Source organism: Microbacterium canaveralium (assembly GCF_047238045.1).
In the GTDB taxonomy this organism is placed as follows: domain Bacteria; phylum Actinomycetota; class Actinomycetes; order Actinomycetales; family Microbacteriaceae; genus Microbacterium.
In genome coordinates, this window is record NZ_JBDFMA010000003.1 from 1,004,384 (window position 1) to 1,019,668 (window position 15,285).

At 70.7% G+C, this 15,285-nt stretch carries 16 protein-coding genes; 5 read left to right on the plus strand and 11 right to left on the minus strand.

The window, feature by feature from the left end:
* Positions 1–5 precede the first annotated feature (5 nt).
* Complete coding sequence (gene metX / locus ABC271_RS05595) at positions 6–1,211, minus strand: homoserine O-acetyltransferase MetX (RefSeq protein WP_412923906.1); 1,206 nt, start codon at positions 1,209–1,211, stop codon at positions 6–8.
* 96 nt (positions 1,212–1,307) lie between these two features.
* Between metX and ABC271_RS05600 the strand changes: the two genes are divergently transcribed.
* Positions 1,308–2,006 (plus strand): SDR family NAD(P)-dependent oxidoreductase, encoded by a 699-nt coding sequence (locus tag ABC271_RS05600; protein WP_412923907.1) that lies wholly within the window; start codon positions 1,308–1,310, stop codon positions 2,004–2,006.
* 130 nt (positions 2,007–2,136) lie between these two features.
* Here the strand turns inward: ABC271_RS05600 and ABC271_RS05605 are convergent, their stop codons facing one another.
* Positions 2,137–3,459, minus strand: a complete 1,323-nt coding sequence (locus ABC271_RS05605; RefSeq protein WP_412923908.1) for a bifunctional o-acetylhomoserine/o-acetylserine sulfhydrylase — start codon at positions 3,457–3,459, stop codon at positions 2,137–2,139.
* Between the two features lie 152 nt (positions 3,460–3,611).
* Between ABC271_RS05605 and ABC271_RS05610 the strand changes: the two genes are divergently transcribed.
* Positions 3,612–4,394, plus strand: coding sequence for an SDR family oxidoreductase (locus tag ABC271_RS05610; protein WP_412923909.1), 783 nt, complete (start codon positions 3,612–3,614; stop codon positions 4,392–4,394).
* Between the two features lie 13 nt (positions 4,395–4,407).
* Here ABC271_RS05610 and ABC271_RS05615 read toward each other — a convergent pair whose 3' ends face one another.
* Positions 4,408–5,895 (minus strand): MFS transporter, encoded by a 1,488-nt coding sequence (locus ABC271_RS05615; RefSeq protein WP_412923910.1) that lies wholly within the window; start codon positions 5,893–5,895, stop codon positions 4,408–4,410.
* Between the two features lie 79 nt (positions 5,896–5,974).
* On the opposite strand from ABC271_RS05615, the gene ABC271_RS05620 reads away from it, so the two are divergent.
* From ABC271_RS05620 to ABC271_RS05630, 3 genes are all read left to right on the plus strand, one after another.
* A complete protein-coding gene (locus tag ABC271_RS05620; RefSeq protein WP_412923911.1) occupies positions 5,975–6,469 on the plus strand; it encodes a phosphoribosyltransferase in 495 nt (164 codons plus the stop codon).
* Positions 6,466–7,152, plus strand: coding sequence for a uracil-DNA glycosylase (locus tag ABC271_RS05625; protein WP_412923912.1), 687 nt, complete (start codon positions 6,466–6,468; stop codon positions 7,150–7,152). Before ABC271_RS05620 ends, ABC271_RS05625 begins: the two co-directional genes overlap by 4 nt.
* Before the next feature lie 78 nt (positions 7,153–7,230).
* The gene (locus ABC271_RS05630) at positions 7,231–7,842 is read left to right on the plus strand and encodes a GNAT family N-acetyltransferase (protein WP_412923913.1); all 612 of its coding nucleotides are present in this window, start codon (positions 7,231–7,233) and stop codon (positions 7,840–7,842) included.
* A 17-nt stretch (positions 7,843–7,859) separates the two neighbouring features.
* Here the strand turns inward: ABC271_RS05630 and ABC271_RS05635 are convergent, their stop codons facing one another.
* The 8 genes from ABC271_RS05635 to ABC271_RS05670 form a co-directional block, all read right to left on the minus strand.
* The gene (locus ABC271_RS05635; protein ID WP_412923914.1) at positions 7,860–8,180 is read right to left on the minus strand and encodes a protealysin inhibitor emfourin; all 321 of its coding nucleotides are present in this window, start codon (positions 8,178–8,180) and stop codon (positions 7,860–7,862) included.
* Positions 8,167–9,225, minus strand: a complete 1,059-nt coding sequence (locus ABC271_RS05640) for a M4 family metallopeptidase (RefSeq protein WP_412923915.1) — start codon at positions 9,223–9,225, stop codon at positions 8,167–8,169. Before ABC271_RS05640 ends, ABC271_RS05635 begins: the two co-directional genes overlap by 14 nt.
* Positions 9,226–9,286: 61 nt before the next feature.
* Positions 9,287–10,078: an ABC transporter ATP-binding protein gene (locus tag ABC271_RS05645; RefSeq protein ID WP_412923916.1), complete on the minus strand. Its 792-nt coding sequence runs from the start codon at positions 10,076–10,078 to the stop codon at positions 9,287–9,289.
* On the minus strand, positions 10,075–10,893 hold the full coding sequence (locus ABC271_RS05650; RefSeq protein WP_412923917.1) for an ATP-binding cassette domain-containing protein: 819 nt from the start codon (positions 10,891–10,893) through the stop codon (positions 10,075–10,077). Before ABC271_RS05650 ends, ABC271_RS05645 begins: the two co-directional genes overlap by 4 nt.
* Entirely contained in the window at positions 10,890–11,759 is an 870-nt protein-coding gene (locus tag ABC271_RS05655; RefSeq protein ID WP_412923918.1) for an ABC transporter permease, read from the minus strand. The genes ABC271_RS05650 and ABC271_RS05655 overlap by 4 nt, the downstream gene beginning before the upstream one ends.
* Positions 11,756–12,706 (minus strand): ABC transporter permease, encoded by a 951-nt coding sequence (locus tag ABC271_RS05660; RefSeq protein ID WP_412923919.1) that lies wholly within the window; start codon positions 12,704–12,706, stop codon positions 11,756–11,758. The genes ABC271_RS05655 and ABC271_RS05660 overlap by 4 nt, the downstream gene beginning before the upstream one ends.
* Complete coding sequence (locus tag ABC271_RS05665; RefSeq protein ID WP_412923920.1) at positions 12,703–14,214, minus strand: ABC transporter substrate-binding protein; 1,512 nt, start codon at positions 14,212–14,214, stop codon at positions 12,703–12,705. The genes ABC271_RS05660 and ABC271_RS05665 overlap by 4 nt, the downstream gene beginning before the upstream one ends.
* A gap of 124 nt (positions 14,215–14,338) precedes the next feature.
* Entirely contained in the window at positions 14,339–15,259 is a 921-nt protein-coding gene (locus ABC271_RS05670; RefSeq protein ID WP_412923921.1) for an alpha/beta fold hydrolase, read from the minus strand.
* Between the last annotated feature and the right edge of the window lie 26 nt (positions 15,260–15,285).

Consider the following 15,285-nt stretch of genomic DNA (forward strand, 5'->3'; position numbering starts at 1 on the left):
GCGGATCAGGCGGTGAAGAGCCGCCGAAGGTGGTGGTCGACGGCGGCGGTCTCGATGAGGAACCCGTCGTGGCCGAAGTCGCTCGTGAGCACCACCGCCTGGTCGCCGTCGAGGGTGTTCCGGATGCCGCGGGCGATGCGGTGCTGCCCGTCCACCGGGAACAGCCGGTCGGTGTCGACTCCGAGGACCAGGGTCGTGGCCGTGACACGACGCAGCGCGTCCTCGACCCCGTCGCGGTCGCGGCCCACGTCGTGGGAGTTCATGGCCTCGACGAGGGTGAGGTAGCTGTTGGCGTCGAAGCGCCGCGTGAACTTGTTGCCGTGGAAGTCGAGGTACGACTCCACTGCGAAGCGTCCACCGTGCCCGAGCGGGCTCACCCCCGACTGCCACGACCGCTGGAACCGCTGGTTGAGCTCGGTGGGGCTGCGGTAGTTCAGCAGAGCCATTCGGCGGGCGAGCGCGAGCCCACGGTGCGGTCCGTCGCCGTCGCCGGCGTCGTAGAACGCGCCGCCCGCGAAGCGGGGGTCCATCCGGATGGTGTCGGCCTGCACGGTGTTCAGCGCGATCTGGTCGGCGGTGGTGATCGGCGGCGACGACAGGATCGCCGCCCGCTCGACACGGTCGGGGTGTCCGACCGCCCATTCCAGCGCGTGCATGCCGCCCATCGATCCGCCGATGACGGCCGCCCAGCGCTCGATGCCGAGCGCGTCGGCCAGGTGCGCCTGGGCGCCCACCTGATCGCGGATCGTGAGGTACGGGAAGCGCGCCGCCCACTCGTAGCCGTCCGGTGCGATGCTCGCCGGTCCCGTCGAGCCCTGGCATCCGCCCAGCATGTTCGGGGCGATCACGAACCAGCGGTCGGTGTCGATCGCGGCGCCGGGCCCGACGAGGTCGCCCCACCAGCCGGCGGTGGGGTGGCCGGGGCCGGCGGATCCGCGCACGTGGCTGTCGCCGGTCAGCGCGTGAAGGACCAGGACGGCGTTGTCGCGAGCGGGGGACAGCTCGCCCCATGTCTCGTAGGCGAGGCGGAAGCCGGGGAGACGCTCGCCGTTCTCGGTGCGGAACTCCCCGAACGTCGCGAAGCGCCGGTCGCCGACCGGGTCTCCGTCGCGCCACGCCCCCGTCGCCGGGGGGCGGCCCAGGAGGGACCGCGCGTCGGCCTCCGTGATCGGCGCCGAGGGCACCGTGTCTTCGGAGATCTGCCAGTCCATGGCATCCATTCTCCCGGGTCGCGTCGCCGGTGAGATGACTGTTACGCGCTTGTCCAGCCCCCGTGCGCCGAGCGCGGCGTGGGCATGATCGGGGGCATGGCGACATTCCTCCTCATCGCGGCCTCGAGCGACATCGGCGGGGCGACGGCTCGTCGCCTGCGCGACGCGGGCCACCGGGTGGTCACGACGGCGCGGGACCGCTCGGTGATCGAGCCCGACGTCATCCTGGATGCCACCGACTTCGACGCCGTCGACCGCGTCGTGGCCGAGGCGGGGGAGCTCGACGGCATCGCGGTATTCGCGGGTTCAATGCTGCTCAAGCCCGCGCACCTCACCTCGCGCGAGCAGTACGACGGCATCGTCGCGGCCTCGCTCACGACCGCGTTCGCGGCGGTGCGGGCGGCGGGCAAGCACCTGCGCGGTGGGGGCTCGGTGGTGCTGACCTCGTCGGCGGCGGCGCTGGCGGGACTGTCGAACCATGACGCGATCGCGGCCGCGAAGGCGGGGGTGATCGGGCTGACCCTCTCTGCCGCGGCCAGCTACGCCTCGCACGGCTTGCGCATCAACGCCGTCGCGCCGGGGCTCGTGCAGACGCGACTGACCGCGGGGCTCACCGGCAGCGACACGTCGCGCAAGGTGTCGGAGGCGATGCACCCGCTCGGGCGCCTGGGCGAACCCGGTGATGTCGCCCGCGCCGTCGAGTTCCTCCTCGACCCGGCCAACGCCTGGGTCACCGGTCAGGTGCTGGGCGTCGACGGCGGCCTGGGGAGTCTGCGGCCACGGCAGCGGATGTGACCTCGATGTCGCGTGACCCGCGGGGCGGGGCGCGGTTCGTGGTGAACGGAGGAGATTCGGGTGAGGGAGGATGCCGTAGGGCGGTGTCGTCCTCCCGTCGCCGAATCTCCTCCCGCGGCGCCGGCGCGGATCAGGCGCGCGCGGCCTCCGACAGCCGGCGCGCGGCGGCGAGGGCCTGGTCGAGGTCGGCCTTGAGGTCGGCGATGTTCTCCAGACCCACCGACAGGCGCACGAGACCCGGGGTGACACCCGAGGTGAGCTGCTGCTCGGGAGTCAGCTGCGAGTGGGTCGTCGAGGCGGGATGGATGACGAGCGAGCGCACGTCGCCGATGTTGGCGAGGTGGCTGAAGAGCGTCAGCGAGTTGACGAACTCGCGTCCGGCTTCCACGCCGCCCTTCAGCTCGAACGACAGCACCGCGCCGACGCCCTTGGGCGCGTAATTGTTGGCGGCGGCGTACCAGGGCGACGTCGGCAGACCGGAGTAGTTCACGCTCGCGACGTCGTCGTGCGCCTCGAGCCACTCGGCGATCTCCTGCGCGTTCTGCACGTGGCGCTCGATGCGCAGCGACAGCGTCTCGAGACCCTGGATGAGCAGCCACGCGCTGTTCGGCGAGATCGCGGCACCGAGGTCGCGCAGCAGCTGCACGCGGGCCTTGATGATGTAGGCGAGGCCGTCGCCGACCGCGGTGGTGTAGCTCGCGCCGTGGTAGGACGGGTCGGGCTCGGTGAGGCCGGGGAACTTCTCGACGTTCTCCGACCACGCGAACTTTCCGCCGTCGACGATGACGCCGCCGATGGTCGTGCCGTGGCCGCCGATGAACTTCGTCGCCGAATGGATGACGATGTCGGCACCGTGCTCGAAGGGACGGATGAGGTACGGCGTCGCGATCGTGTTGTCGACGATCAGCGGCACGCCGTTCTCGTGGGCGACGTCGGCGACCGTGCGGATGTCGAGCACGTTGATCTTCGGGTTGCCGATGGTCTCGGCGAAGAAGAGCTTCGTGTTGGGACGCACCGCTGCGCGCCAGGCCTCGGGGTCGTCCTGGTTCTCGACGAAGGTCGTCTCGATGCCGAGCTTGGCGAGGGTGTACTTGAACAGGTTGTACGTGCCGCCGTAGATGGAGCTGGACGAGACGATGTGGTCGCCCGCCTGAGCGATGTTGAGGACCGCGAACGTCTCGGCCGCCTGGCCGCTCGCGACCAGGAGGGCGCCGGTGCCCCCCTCCAGCGCGGCGATGCGCTGCTCGACGACGTCCTGCGTGGGGTTCTGGATGCGGGTGTAGATGTTGCCGAACTCTGCCAGCGCGAACAGGTTGGCGGCGTGATCGGCGTTGTCGAACACGTACGACGTGGTCTGGTAGATCGGGGTGGCGCGGGCCTTGGTGACCGGGTCGGGCTGGGCGCCGGTGTGGATCTGCTTGGTCTCGAAACGCCAGTTCTCGGGTGCGGACACGGCTTCTCCTTCGGAAAATCTCGGCGGCCGATGACGGATGCCACGGCCTGCTGCGAGCGTAGAGAGAGCCGACGACACCGACAACAGGGGCGGACACGCGCCGTAACGTTCGCGGCGATCCCGTGTCACCGCTCGCCGGTAGCGTGGATGCCATGACGAGACGCGCAGTGGTGACCGGGGCCAGTTCGGGGATCGGCGAGGCGACCGCGCGGGAGCTGCGCGCGCGGGGCTGGGACGTGGTGGGCGTGGCCCGCCGCGCGGAGCGGCTCGCCGCGCTGGAGGCGGAGACGGGTGTCGTGGCGCACGTGGCCGATCTCACCGACGGCGACGCTGTCGCGACCCTCGCCGGGTGGCTGGACGAGACCGGGGGTGTCGATGCCCTCGTGCACGTGGCCGGCGGCGCCCGGGGCGCCGACCGTGTCGAGGATGGCGACCCCGAGCACTGGCGGTGGATGTTCGAGGCCAACGTGCTGTCGTCGCAGCGGCTCGTGGCATCCCTCCTGCCGCTCCTGCGGCGCTCGGCCGAGGCCGACGGCTATGCCGACCTGTTGTTCGTGACGTCGACGGCGGCGCGGGTGGCCTATCCGGGCGGCGCGGGCTACAACGCGGCGAAGGCGGGAGAGCAGATGCTCGTCGCAGCGCTTCGGCAGGAGCTGAACGGCGAGCCGCTGCGCGTGATCGAGATCGCCCCCGGAATGGTGCGGACCGAGGAGTTCACCCTCAACCGACTCGGCGGCGACCAGGAGGGCGCCGATCAGCTGTACGAGGGCGTCGAAGCGCCGCTCGTCGCCGAGGACGTCGCGGATGTCATCGTGTACGCGCTCGATGCTCCCGGACACGTCAATCTCGATCTGGTGACCGTCCGACCGGTCGCGCAGTCCGCGCAGCACCTGCTCGCGCGCGGACCCCTGCGCGTGCGCGGCGCGCAGGGCTGAGCCGGCCCGGGCCTCAGGCGATCTCGCCGGTCGCGGCGGCGGACTCGGGGGCGTCGGCGAAGGCGACCTTCGGCACGAACAGCAGGAGCACGACGGCGAGGAATCCGCCCGCCGCGCAGATCGACCACACCGTGATGTAGCCGGCGAGCGGGGCAGCGGTCGCCGCGACGGCCGCCCCCGCGCCCCCGGCCAGGACGACCCCGAACACCGCGGACGACATCGTGCCGCCGACCGTCTTGGTCGTGTTCGTGAGGGCGGATGCCACACCCGTCTGCCCGCGGGGAGCGGCGGCCGCGGCGGCTGCCGGCATCGCGGCCACGAGCGCGCCCGAGCCGAGACCGGCGATCACGAGGCACAGCAGAACCTGCCACAGCTCGGCGTGGAGGGGGACCAGGAGCAGGTACCCGATGCCGACGAGCGCGGCCGCGCCGATGAGGACGGCGCGGGGACTCGCCCGCCGGGACGTCACGGCGAAGACGATCGCGCCCACGATCAGCGAGACGAGATAGACCCCGATGATGTTCGAGCGGTCGGTGGCATCCAATCCCAGGCCGTACCCGAGGGAGCGATCCGTGCCGGCATAGGTCGCCAGGGGTCCCTGCGCTCCCAGGAGGCTGATGCCGACGAGGAACGAGGTCGCCTGGACGGGCCACATCTCCGGGCGGCGGAGGACGCGGATGTCGACGGCCGGATCGGGGCGGCGCAGTTCGTACCGCGCGAACACGACGAGGAGGCCGGCGCCCACCACGAGGAGCGGCACGATCACGAGGAGGCCCGGACCCTCCGGGAGGCGTACGAAAGACAGTGCGCCGGTGAGACACAGGAGTGCGGCGGCGAGCAGAACGAAGCCCCCGATATCGAGCCGCCGTTCGCCCGGCGCCCGTTCGGACTCGGGGACGCCGAGCCAGATCACGAGGCAGACGAGCGTGACGGCGATCGCGGGGATCGTGAGCGCCAGACGCAGGTCTCCGCCGGTGGCGGTGAAGAGCCGTCCCGCGGTGAGGGCACCGAGGATCGCGCCGACCTGCAGACCCACGACGAGGAGGCCCGCGGCGCGACGGGTCTGGGAGACCCCTCGGCTCTGCCGACGTCCACGATCGAAGATGAGAGCGATCTCCAGCGGCAGCCACACGACGTAGAAGCCCTGCAGAGCCCAGGCGATCAGGAAGGTCGGGAACGTGTCGGCGAACACCAGCCACCAGCTGGCGGCCGCGGTCGCGAGCGCCGAGACCAGCAGGATGCGCTTGTGCCCGAAGACGTCGCCGAGCTTGGCGAGGATCGGGAGGACGAGCGCGGAGAGCAGCAACTGGGCCGCCTCGAACCAGTTGACGTCGGCGTCGCGGATACCCAGGTGCACGACGATGTCGGGAAGCAGCGGGACGTAGTACCCCTGCAGGATGCCGCTGGCGAGCTCGACCAGCACGAACCACCCGATGAGTCCCGCGGTCACCCCGAGCGCGGACCCGCGCACCCGACCGACCGCGCCGGAGACGCGCGACATGGCGCGAGGCTAGCACCGCGCGGGGCGGCATTCGGGAGACACCCTAGGGTGAAGTGACACAAGACGAGAGGGGATCCGCGTGGCGGAAACGACCGACGAGCGCGAGCGACTCACCTGGGACGACTTCGGGGCCGCGACACGCGACATCTCCCGGGCCATCGTCGCCGACGGATTCCACCCCGAGGTGGTGGTCGCGATTGCGCGCGGGGGACTGCTCCCCGGCGGTGCCATCGCCTACGGCCTGGGCGTGAAGAACTGCGGCGCCCTGAACGTGGAGTTCTACACCGGCATCGGTACCGTGCTCGACGCTCCCGAGGTGCTGCCGCCGGCGCTCGACCTGTCCTACCTGGAGGGCCGCCGCGTCTTGCTCGTCGACGACGTCGCCGACAGCGGCCGGACGCTCGATCTCGCGGTGAAGCTGCTCGACCGTCATGGTGCGGAGGCCCGTTCGGCCGTCATCTACACGAAACCCACCACCGTGATCGTCCCCGACTATTCGTGGAAAGACACCTCGCTGTGGATCGACTTCCCCTGGTCGCACCAGGGGTCGGTGCACGAGGAAGACGCCGCGTGACGGCGAAGTCGCTCGCCGAACTCGCCGACGCCGGTCTCATCCACCCCACGTGGGTCGACCCCCTGGCGCCGGTCGCGGGCGACATCGCCGCGATCGGCGAGCGGTTGCGGACGGAGGGTAAGCCATACCTCCCCGCCGGTGATCTGGTGCTCCGGGCCTTCCGCACACCGATCGACGCGGTGCGTGTCCTCATCGTGGGCCAGGATCCCTACCCGACGCCCGGACACCCGATCGGTCTGTCCTTCGCGGTGGACCCGCACGTGCGCCCCCTGCCTCGCAGCCTGGCGAACATCTACCGCGAGCTGTCGGACGACCTCGGAATCGCTCCCGCGGCGCACGGCGACCTGTCGGCATGGTCCGATCAGGGCGTGATGCTGCTCAACAGGGTTCTCACGGTCGCGCCCGGCGCGCCCGCGTCCCACCGGGGCTGGGGGTGGGAACGCGTCACGGAACACGCCATCCGCTGTCTCGTCGCCCGCGAGACGCCGCTCGTCGCCATTCTGTGGGGGAGGGATGCCGCCGGCCTCACCCCCCTGCTGGGAGACACCGCGATCGTGGCTTCGCCGCACCCGTCACCGCTGTCGGCGAGTCGCGGGTTCTTCGGCTCCCGGCCGTTCTCGCGCGTGAACGCGTCGCTCGAGAAGCAGGGGGCTGCACCGGTGGATTGGCGTCTTCCCGCCTGACCCCGGCGCGGGTCGAGCCGCGTGCCGTCGGCCGTGGCGGTTACTCGCCCGAAACCGGCATCGCCGTAGAGTGGCGAGGTGCTGGAAGAGGAGTACGAGAAGAGTCGGCGGCGCCTGCCCGTGCATCTGCGACGCGCCCCCGAACCGGAGCGGCCGTTCTCGTATGTGATTCGGCCGGCCACCGAGGCCGATATCCCCGACATCCGCGAGATCTACAACTACTACGTGCGCAACTCGGTCGTGACGTTCGACGAGAAAGCGTGGACGATCGCGAAGTGGCGTGACAAGTTCGCCACGTTGAAGCAGCTCGATCTGCCGTTCCTCGTCGCGGAGGCTCCGAGCGGACAGGTCCTCGGCTATGCGTTGGTGCAACCGTGGCAGTCCAAGTCGGCCTACCGCTACACCGTCGAGAACTCCATCTACCTCGGACAGGCGGCCTCCGGCAAGGGGCTCGGGCGAGCCCTGTTGGAGGCGCTCATCGATGCGTGCGCCGAGAAGGGGATCCGCGAGATGGTGGCGGCGATCAGCGACAAGGGCGCGGATGCGTCGATCGCGCTGCACCTGAAGCTCGGCTTCACCGAGGTGGGGCGGATGGGGCGCGTCGGTTTCAAGTTCGGCCGGTGGCTCGGCGTGGTCTACCTGCAGAAGAGCATCCCCTCGAAGAAGAAGCGCCGGAAGCTGTTCGGCTGACCGGGCGCTCCGTCGGATCAGCGCCTCTTCTGCGGCGGAGCTGCTTGCCGGACCTCGTCGATGAGCGCGCGCCACGGGCCTTCGATCTGCGTGTCGCTCAGTTGCGCACGATGAACGGCTGCCTCTCCCTGGTTCACCTCGATGCGCCACTGGTATCGATCGGCGCCGGATACCGCGGGTGGGGGAGCGTCCCAGGGGCAGCTCTCGACGAGCTTCCACCAGTGCGGGGCGCGACTCGGGTCGGGTTCGGTCCGCCATTGCTTGGACAGACCGGCGATGCCGCCCGATCGCACCACGATGATGACGAATCGACCGTCGGTGGTGTCAGGCTGTGGCATCCTCCGCGACGCCGACTCCGGCCCACGCGGCGCGGACGGCGGCGACCTCCTCCGACTTCTCACCGTACTCCGCCGTCGCGGTGGCGAGAGTGGCGGCGGCGAACGCCGCGAAGTCGGCGGCGGGGGTGAGGGAACCGCCGGTCAGGGTTCGGTACCAGATGAGCCCGGCCCGTTCCCACGCGAAGCCGCCCAGTCGCGTGGCGGCGAGGAAGAACGCGCGGTTCGGGATGCCGGAGTTGATGTGCACGCCCCCGTTGTCGTCGGACGTCTCGACGTAGTCGCGCATGTGCCCGGGCTGAGGGTCTTTGCCCAGGACGTCGTCGTCGTACGCGGTCCCCGGGGCGGCCATGGATCGCAGCGCGACGCCCTGGACGTCGTCGGCGAAGATGCCCGCTCCGACCAGCCAGCTCGCCTGCTCGGCGGTCTGCCCGAGCGCGTGCTGTTCGGCGAGCACGCCGAAGACGTCCGACAGCGATTCGTTCAGCGCGCCCGACTGCCCCTGGTAGTCGAGCCCTCCGGAGGCTTCGGTGACACCGTGTCCGAGCTCGTGGGCGATGACGCTGAGCGACCGCGTGAAGCCGATGAAGACGTCGCCGTCGCCGTCGCCGAAGACCATGCGCTCGCCGTTCCAGAACGCGTTGTCGTAATCGTCTCCGAAGTGGACGGTGGCCAGCAACGAGCCGCCGGCGCCGTCGATTCCGTCGCGCGTGAAGGCATCCCAGAAGAAGTCGTAGGTCGAGCCGAGGCCGTCGTAGGCCTCGTCGACGGAGCGGTCTCCGGTGGGCGCATCGTCTTCGGTGCGCACGCGGCGGCCGGGCAGACGCTCGGTGTTCCCGGCATCCGAGATCACACGATCCGGTGCGGGAACGGCCTCGGCGACGAGGGCGTCACCGTCGATGGAGAGCTGCAGGCGCGTCCGGGATCGGCGGTCGGGACGAGGGACGGCGAGGGTCTTCCGCGCCGCGGCGGCCGCGCGAGCCAGGCGCGGATCGTCGGTGGAGGCGAGCCGATCGAGGAGGAACGGGGGAACGATGCCGGGGGTCATGGGGCGAGGTTAGCGCCGGCCACCGACACCGAGGATCCCTTGTGGAAGGAGGCGTCCGGTGTCAGGCGGGCAGAGTCGGCACGGACGCGAGCAACTGGCGCGTGTACGCCGCCTGCGGTTGGAGGAGCACCTTCTCGGTCGGTCCCTGTTCCACGACGCGGCCGTCCTTCATGACGACCACCTCGTCGCACACGCTCTGCACGACGCCGATGTCGTGCGAGACGAGCACGAGCGTGAGCTGCTGCTCGGCGCGCAGCTCGTCGAGGAGTCGGAGAATCTGCGCGCGCACGGTGACGTCCAGGGCCGACAGCGGTTCGTCGCCGACCAGGATGCGCGGCCGGTGCACGATCGCGCGGGCGAGAGCGATGCGCTGGCGTTGACCGCCCGAGAACTCGTGCGGAAAGCGCTCGGCCGCGTCCTGCTCGAGCCCGACCTGTGCGAGCACCTCGCGGACCCGCGCCCGCCGATCGCCCTCGATCCCCAGCGCCCACAGGGGCTCGCCGACGATGCGGCCGACGCTCATCCGCGGATCCAGCGATGCGTACGGATCCTGGAAGACGATCCCGGTGCTCCGCCGCAGCCAGTGCAACGACCGCGCCGAGCCGTGCGCCTTCACCTCGCGGCCGTCGACCTCGACGGTGCCGGCCGTGGGGGTGTCCAGGCCGAGCATCAGACGCACCAGGGTCGACTTCCCCGACCCGGACTCGCCGATGATGCCCACGGCCGACCCCGCCCGAACCGACAGGTCGACGTCCTGCAGGCCGACGGTGCGTTCGGCGCCGCCGAATCCGCGCGTCCGGGGTGTCAGGTACGTCCGGGAGAGCCCCCGGGTGTGCACGATCACGTCGCTCATCCGGTGCCCTCGTCCCCGTCCGTCGCGTCGTGCGCGATCTCCGGATGCCACAGCGTCGCCGTGGCATCCCGCAACAGCGCTCGCGTGACCGGCGAGGTCGGCGATCGCAGCAGATCCTCGACCGCCCCCTGCTCCACGACGCGACCGTGTTCGAGGACGACGGCGTGCGTCGCGACCTGCGCGAGGACGGCGAGGTCGTGCGTGATGAAGACCAATGACATCCCGGCATCCTGAACCAGGGAGCGCAGGAGAGACAGGATGCCGGCCTGAATCGTCACGTCGAGGGCGGTGGTCGGTTCGTCGGCGATCAGAAGGCGGGGGCGGCTGGCGAGGGCCATCGCGATCGCCACCCGCTGGCGCTGCCCACCGGAGAGCTGGTGGGGGTAGCGCGCGACGATGCGCTCGGGATCGGGGAGGGCGACGCGTTCCGCCTCCGCGACGGCGCGACGCAGGGCCTCGCGCCGCGAGACGCCCTCGTGGATGCGGACGGACTCGCCGATCTGACGTCCCACGGTGCGGATGGGGTTCAGCGCGGTTCGCGGTTCCTGGAAGACGATGCCGATCTCGTCGCCGCGGAGCCGGGCGAGCTCACGGTCGGGCAGGCCCAGGATCTCGCGACCGTTCCATCGGACGCTCCCGCTGGCGGTCGCGGCATCCGGGAGGAGCCCCAGGACGGCCAGGGCCGTGAGGGACTTGCCCGACCCCGACTCGCCGATGAGTCCCACACGGGCCCCGTCCGCAACGGCGAAGCTCACGCTGTCCACGACCGCTCGTCCGCCCACCTCGATGCGCAGATTCTCGACCTCGAGGCTCACGCGACCACCCCCGGGACATGCGTCCGGGCCTGCGGAGCGCGTTCGGAGAGTGTCGGATCGGCGGCATCGCGCAGCGCGTCGCCGAGGAGGTTCAGGCCGAGCACGGTGAGGGTGATCGCCAGGCCCGGCCATACGACGGTGAGGGGGTGGACCGAGATGTACGCCTGGAGGTCGCTGAGGAGCACGCCCCACGACGGTTGTGTGATCGGGGCGCCGAACCCGAGGTAGGACAGTCCGGCCTCGGCGAGCACCGCGACCGCCATGCCCCACGACAGTTGAACGATGAACACCGGGGCGACATTGGGGAGGAGGTGTCGGACGAGGTTCTGCAGCGGACTCAGCCCGCTCGCGCGACCGGCCAGCACGAAGTCGCTCTGGAGGACGCGGCGCAGTTCCGGCCGGGTCACCCGCGCGATGTTCACGCCGAAGCCGATGCCGACCGAGAAGATCACCACGCCGAGCGAGCCGCCCCACACCGCGGAGATCATCATCGCGATGATCAGGACCGGGAACGCGACCAGGATGTCCACGAGCACCGCGACGCTCTCGCGCACCCATCGCACCGTCAGCGCACCCAGCGCGGCCAGGGCGAGGCCCAGGAGCGAGGCGACGATCCCCGCGCCGACGGCCACGACCACCGTGGTGCGCGCGCCCGCCATGAGCAGGCTCAGGATGTCGCGGCCGTTGCCGTCCGTCCCGAGGACGTGCGGCCACGACGGGTCGCTCCACCGGGAGCGGGCGTCCACGCTCGCCGGGTCGAAGGGCGTCCACACCAGCGACACCAGCGCCGTGAGGGCGATCACGACGACGACCAGGATGCCGAAGCGCCCCGTGCCGATTCCCCATAGTCGACGCAGCGTCCTCACGAGGCCTCCCTCTGTCGCGGGTCGACGAAACGGTGCACGAGGTCGACGAGGAAGCCGACGACGAGCACGAACCCGGTGAGCGCGAGGAGCTCGCCCTGCACCTTCGGCAGATCGCGCGCGGAGACGTCCGCGACCAGCATGCGGCCGACCCCGGGGAGGGTGAACAGCTGCTCGATCACGACCGCGCCCACGATGATGCCGGCGATCTGCAGCCCGAGGACGGTGATCACGGAGAGGCCGACGTTCGGGAGGCCGTGGCTCAGGAGCGCCCGCGTGCGGGTGAGCCCCTTCGCGGCGGCCGTGCGGACGTAGTCCTGGCCCATCGCCTGGAGCGTCGCGCTGCGGACGAAGCGGAGCAGCATCGCACCCTCCACGACGCCGATCGTGACGGCCGGGAGGACGAGCGCTCGGAACGCCGCCGCCGGGTCGTCCCACCCGGAGCGGGGGAAGCCCTGCGGGGGCAGCCACCCGAGCCAGACCGCGAAGACCACGACGAGCATCATCCCCGCCCACACCACCGGGACCGCCGCCAGCGCCTGGGCGCCGACGTTCAGTGCCGTGCCGTCGGCGCGACCCCGGCGCAGGGCCGCCAGCACGCCGAAGGGAAGGCCGACCGCGAGCGCGACGGTCAGCGACATCGCCGCCAGCGGGACGGTGACCTGGGCTTTGTCGGCGAGTTCTGCGCTGACGGACACGCCCGTCACGAGCGAGGTGCCGAGATCGCCCCGGAACACACCGCCGATCCAGTCGAGGTACTGCTGCGGGAGCGGACGCGTCAGGCCGAGGCTCTCGCGCAGCGCATCGATCTGGTCGGGGGTGGCTTGCGTGCCACCGATCAGCAGAGCGACGTCGCCGGGCAGGACGCGCAGCGAGAAGAAGATCAGCACGCTCGACACGGCCAGGCCCAGGACGAGCAGGCCCAGCCGCGTCAGCGTGTAGCGGATCACTCCGACGAGACCGTCACGCCCGCCAGCGGCAGGCGCACGTTGAGGGAGTTCTTCGGGAAGTTCTGGACGTTGTTCGCCACGGCGGTCAGCGGCGTCGAGAGGAACAGCCAGTCGGCGGCATCCTCGTCCGAGACGATGCGGGCGGCCTCGGCCAAGTAGTCGGACGACTGCTGCTCGTCGGTCGTGGCGAGGGCCTGCGCGTACAGGCTCTGCACCTTCGGGTTGTCGTATCCGAAGTAGTAGTTCGGGTTGGCGAAGTTGCTGAAATCTCGCGCCTCGACGTGGCGCACGAAGCTGAGGTCGTAGTCATGGTTGGTGTAGACGTTCTTCAGCCACGTCGGGAAGTCGACGGAATCGACCTTCAGCGTCACACCCACGTCGGCGAACGAGGAGACGAGGAACGTCGCGATCGAGCTCGGGTACACGCTCGGGATCGTGAGGGTCAGCGTCAGGTTCTCGGCATTCGCTTCGGCGAGCAGCTCCCGCGCACGGTCGGGGTTGTACGAGATGCTGTCGGAGAGATCTTCGTAGCCCGGGTCCAGCGGCGGGATCGGGCCGTACAGCGGCTGGCCCGCGCCGAGGGTGTCGATGAGCGCCTGGTGATCGATCGCCAGGCGCAGGGCCTCGCGGACGCGCTGGTCGGTGAGGGGCGCGCGGGCGTTGTTGAACGCGAGTGTGCCCTTGTCCGTGGTCAGACCCGATTCGATCTGGAAGTTCCCGGTGCCCTCGATCTGACCCCGCAGCTCGGGATCGACCTCGAGCGCCGCGTCGAGATCTCCGCTGACGGCCGCGTTGACCGCGGCGGTGCGGTCGGGGATGTAGTCGATGACGACCTCGGCCACGCCCGCCTTGTCGCCCCAGTAGGCGTCGTTGCGGGTGAGCGTGAGGCTCTGACCGGTGTTCCACGCCGAGACCGTGAAGGGACCGGTCCCGTTGGTCGCGGTCTCGAAGTTAGTGGTGTCGTTGGTCTTGAAGATCAGACCCGCACGACCGGTGAGGGCAAACAGGAAGTCGATGTTCGGCTGCGCGAGGGTGATGACGACCGTGGTCGGGTCGGGAGAGGCGATGGATGCCACGCCGGCGAGGTCGGCGCTGTTCTGGATCGTCGCGTCGTCCTTCGCCGTCTGCAGCGAGGTCACCACGTCGTCGGCGGTGAGCGCGCTGCCGTCGTGGAACGTCACGCCCGGGCGCAGCGTGAAGGTGTAGGTGAGCCCGTCGGGGGAGATGGTCCAGTCGGTGGCGAGCTCGGGGACGATGGCGTTGTCGTCGTCGCCGTTGCGGGTCACGAGCCCCTGGTAGACGTTGTCGATCAGCGCCTGTTCCAGGGCCGCGCCGCTGGTGCGGCGGATGTCGAGGTTCGACGGCTCGAGCGAAAGGCCGACGGTCAGCGTGGCGTTCGGGTCGGGGGCGCCGGTCGGGCCGGACGCGGTCGACGTGCCGGTGCACGAGGTGAACAGGAGTGCTCCGATCAGGAGCGCGCTCGTGGCGACGGCGGTTCGGCGCAGCATTGCGGGGGTGTCCTTTCGCAAGGCCCACGGCATCCGGGTGCTGTGGTGCCGTGGAGTGGGGTGAGACCAGCCTACTTTCACCCGCCGAGAGGGACTCCGCGTGTGACTCTCCGCGACGTCGGTGTCAGTCGCGCGGGATCGTCTCCCGCACCAGCGCGGCGAGGGTCGCGGGATCCTCCTCCTGCACGTTGTTGTGGCCGGTCGGCAGGACGCGGACATCGACGTCGTGGGCGCGGCGGGTCAGCTCGTCGGCGTCGTCGGCCGTGACGAAACCGCGCTCTCCGCGGACGAACAGGATCGGGGCGCGCGTGGCTTCGATGTCGTCCCACCCGGTCGACGCGAGGACGGCGCGAACGGCGTCCGGGGTGCCCAGGTCGGCACCCGTTGCTGCCGCGGCGGCGGCCAGGTGGGCGAAGTGGTGCTTCCACTCCACCCGTCCGTCCTCCCGCACGCGCGTATTCAGGAAGACCCCGCGTTCGGCGGCCTCACGTGCTCCGCCGAGCCCGAACGACAGCGCCTTCTCGACCAGTTCGTCGCGGCTCGCCCAGTCGGTGGGGCCGGCGAAGAAGGCTCGGAGCTGCGCCGGTCCTCCGCTCGGATCGATGCCGGGGGTGATGTCGGCGATCACGACCTGCGAGACGAGATCGGGACGGGATGCCGCGAGGGCTGCCGCCGTGAGTCCGCCCAGCGACTGCCCGACGACCACCTGCGGCCGGTCGGTCCAGGCCTCGATCGAGGCCGCGACGTCGGGGGCGAGCACACGACCGACGTAGGCGGCATCCTCTCGCCACGAAGAATCGCCGTGACCGGCGAGGTCGAGCGCGAGGGCCGGTTCGCCCAGGTGCAGCAGCGTGGTGTCCCACGTGTGGGCGTTGAGTCCCGCGCCGTGCAGGAAGGTCACGACCGGCGGGGCCTCGCCCCACCGTAGGCCGCTGAGCGTGCGCCCGTCGGGAAGCGTCAGGCTCACGCGGGCGACGGCCGGGATGTCGACGCCGGCGGCATCCGCCTGCGCGGGGAGGAAGGAGAACTCGTCGGTCTCGGGCATGACGTCAGCCTGTCATCGCGCCCGGG

Bases quoted from the DNA above. Each gene is read 5' to 3' on its own strand.
- ABC271_RS05645 (WP_412923916.1), bottom strand. From the start codon at position 10,078: ATGAGCGACGTGATCGTGCACACCCGGGGGCTCTCCCGGACGTACCTG.
- ABC271_RS05615 (WP_412923910.1), bottom strand. From the start codon at position 5,895: ATGTCGCGCGTCTCCGGCGCGGTCGGTCGGGTGCGCGGGTCCGCGCTC.
- ABC271_RS05670 (WP_412923921.1), bottom strand. From the start codon at position 15,259: ATGCCCGAGACCGACGAGTTCTCCTTCCTCCCCGCGCAGGCGGATGCC.
- metX (WP_412923906.1), bottom strand. From the start codon at position 1,211: ATGGACTGGCAGATCTCCGAAGACACGGTGCCCTCGGCGCCGATCACG.
- ABC271_RS05640 (WP_412923915.1), bottom strand. From the start codon at position 9,225: ATGACCCCCGGCATCGTTCCCCCGTTCCTCCTCGATCGGCTCGCCTCC.
- ABC271_RS05665 (WP_412923920.1), bottom strand. From the start codon at position 14,214: ATGCTGCGCCGAACCGCCGTCGCCACGAGCGCGCTCCTGATCGGAGCA.
- ABC271_RS05635 (WP_412923914.1), bottom strand. From the start codon at position 8,180: ATGCCACAGCCTGACACCACCGACGGTCGATTCGTCATCATCGTGGTG.
- ABC271_RS05610 (WP_412923909.1), top strand. From the start codon at position 3,612: ATGACGAGACGCGCAGTGGTGACCGGGGCCAGTTCGGGGATCGGCGAG.
- ABC271_RS05600 (WP_412923907.1), top strand. From the start codon at position 1,308: ATGGCGACATTCCTCCTCATCGCGGCCTCGAGCGACATCGGCGGGGCG.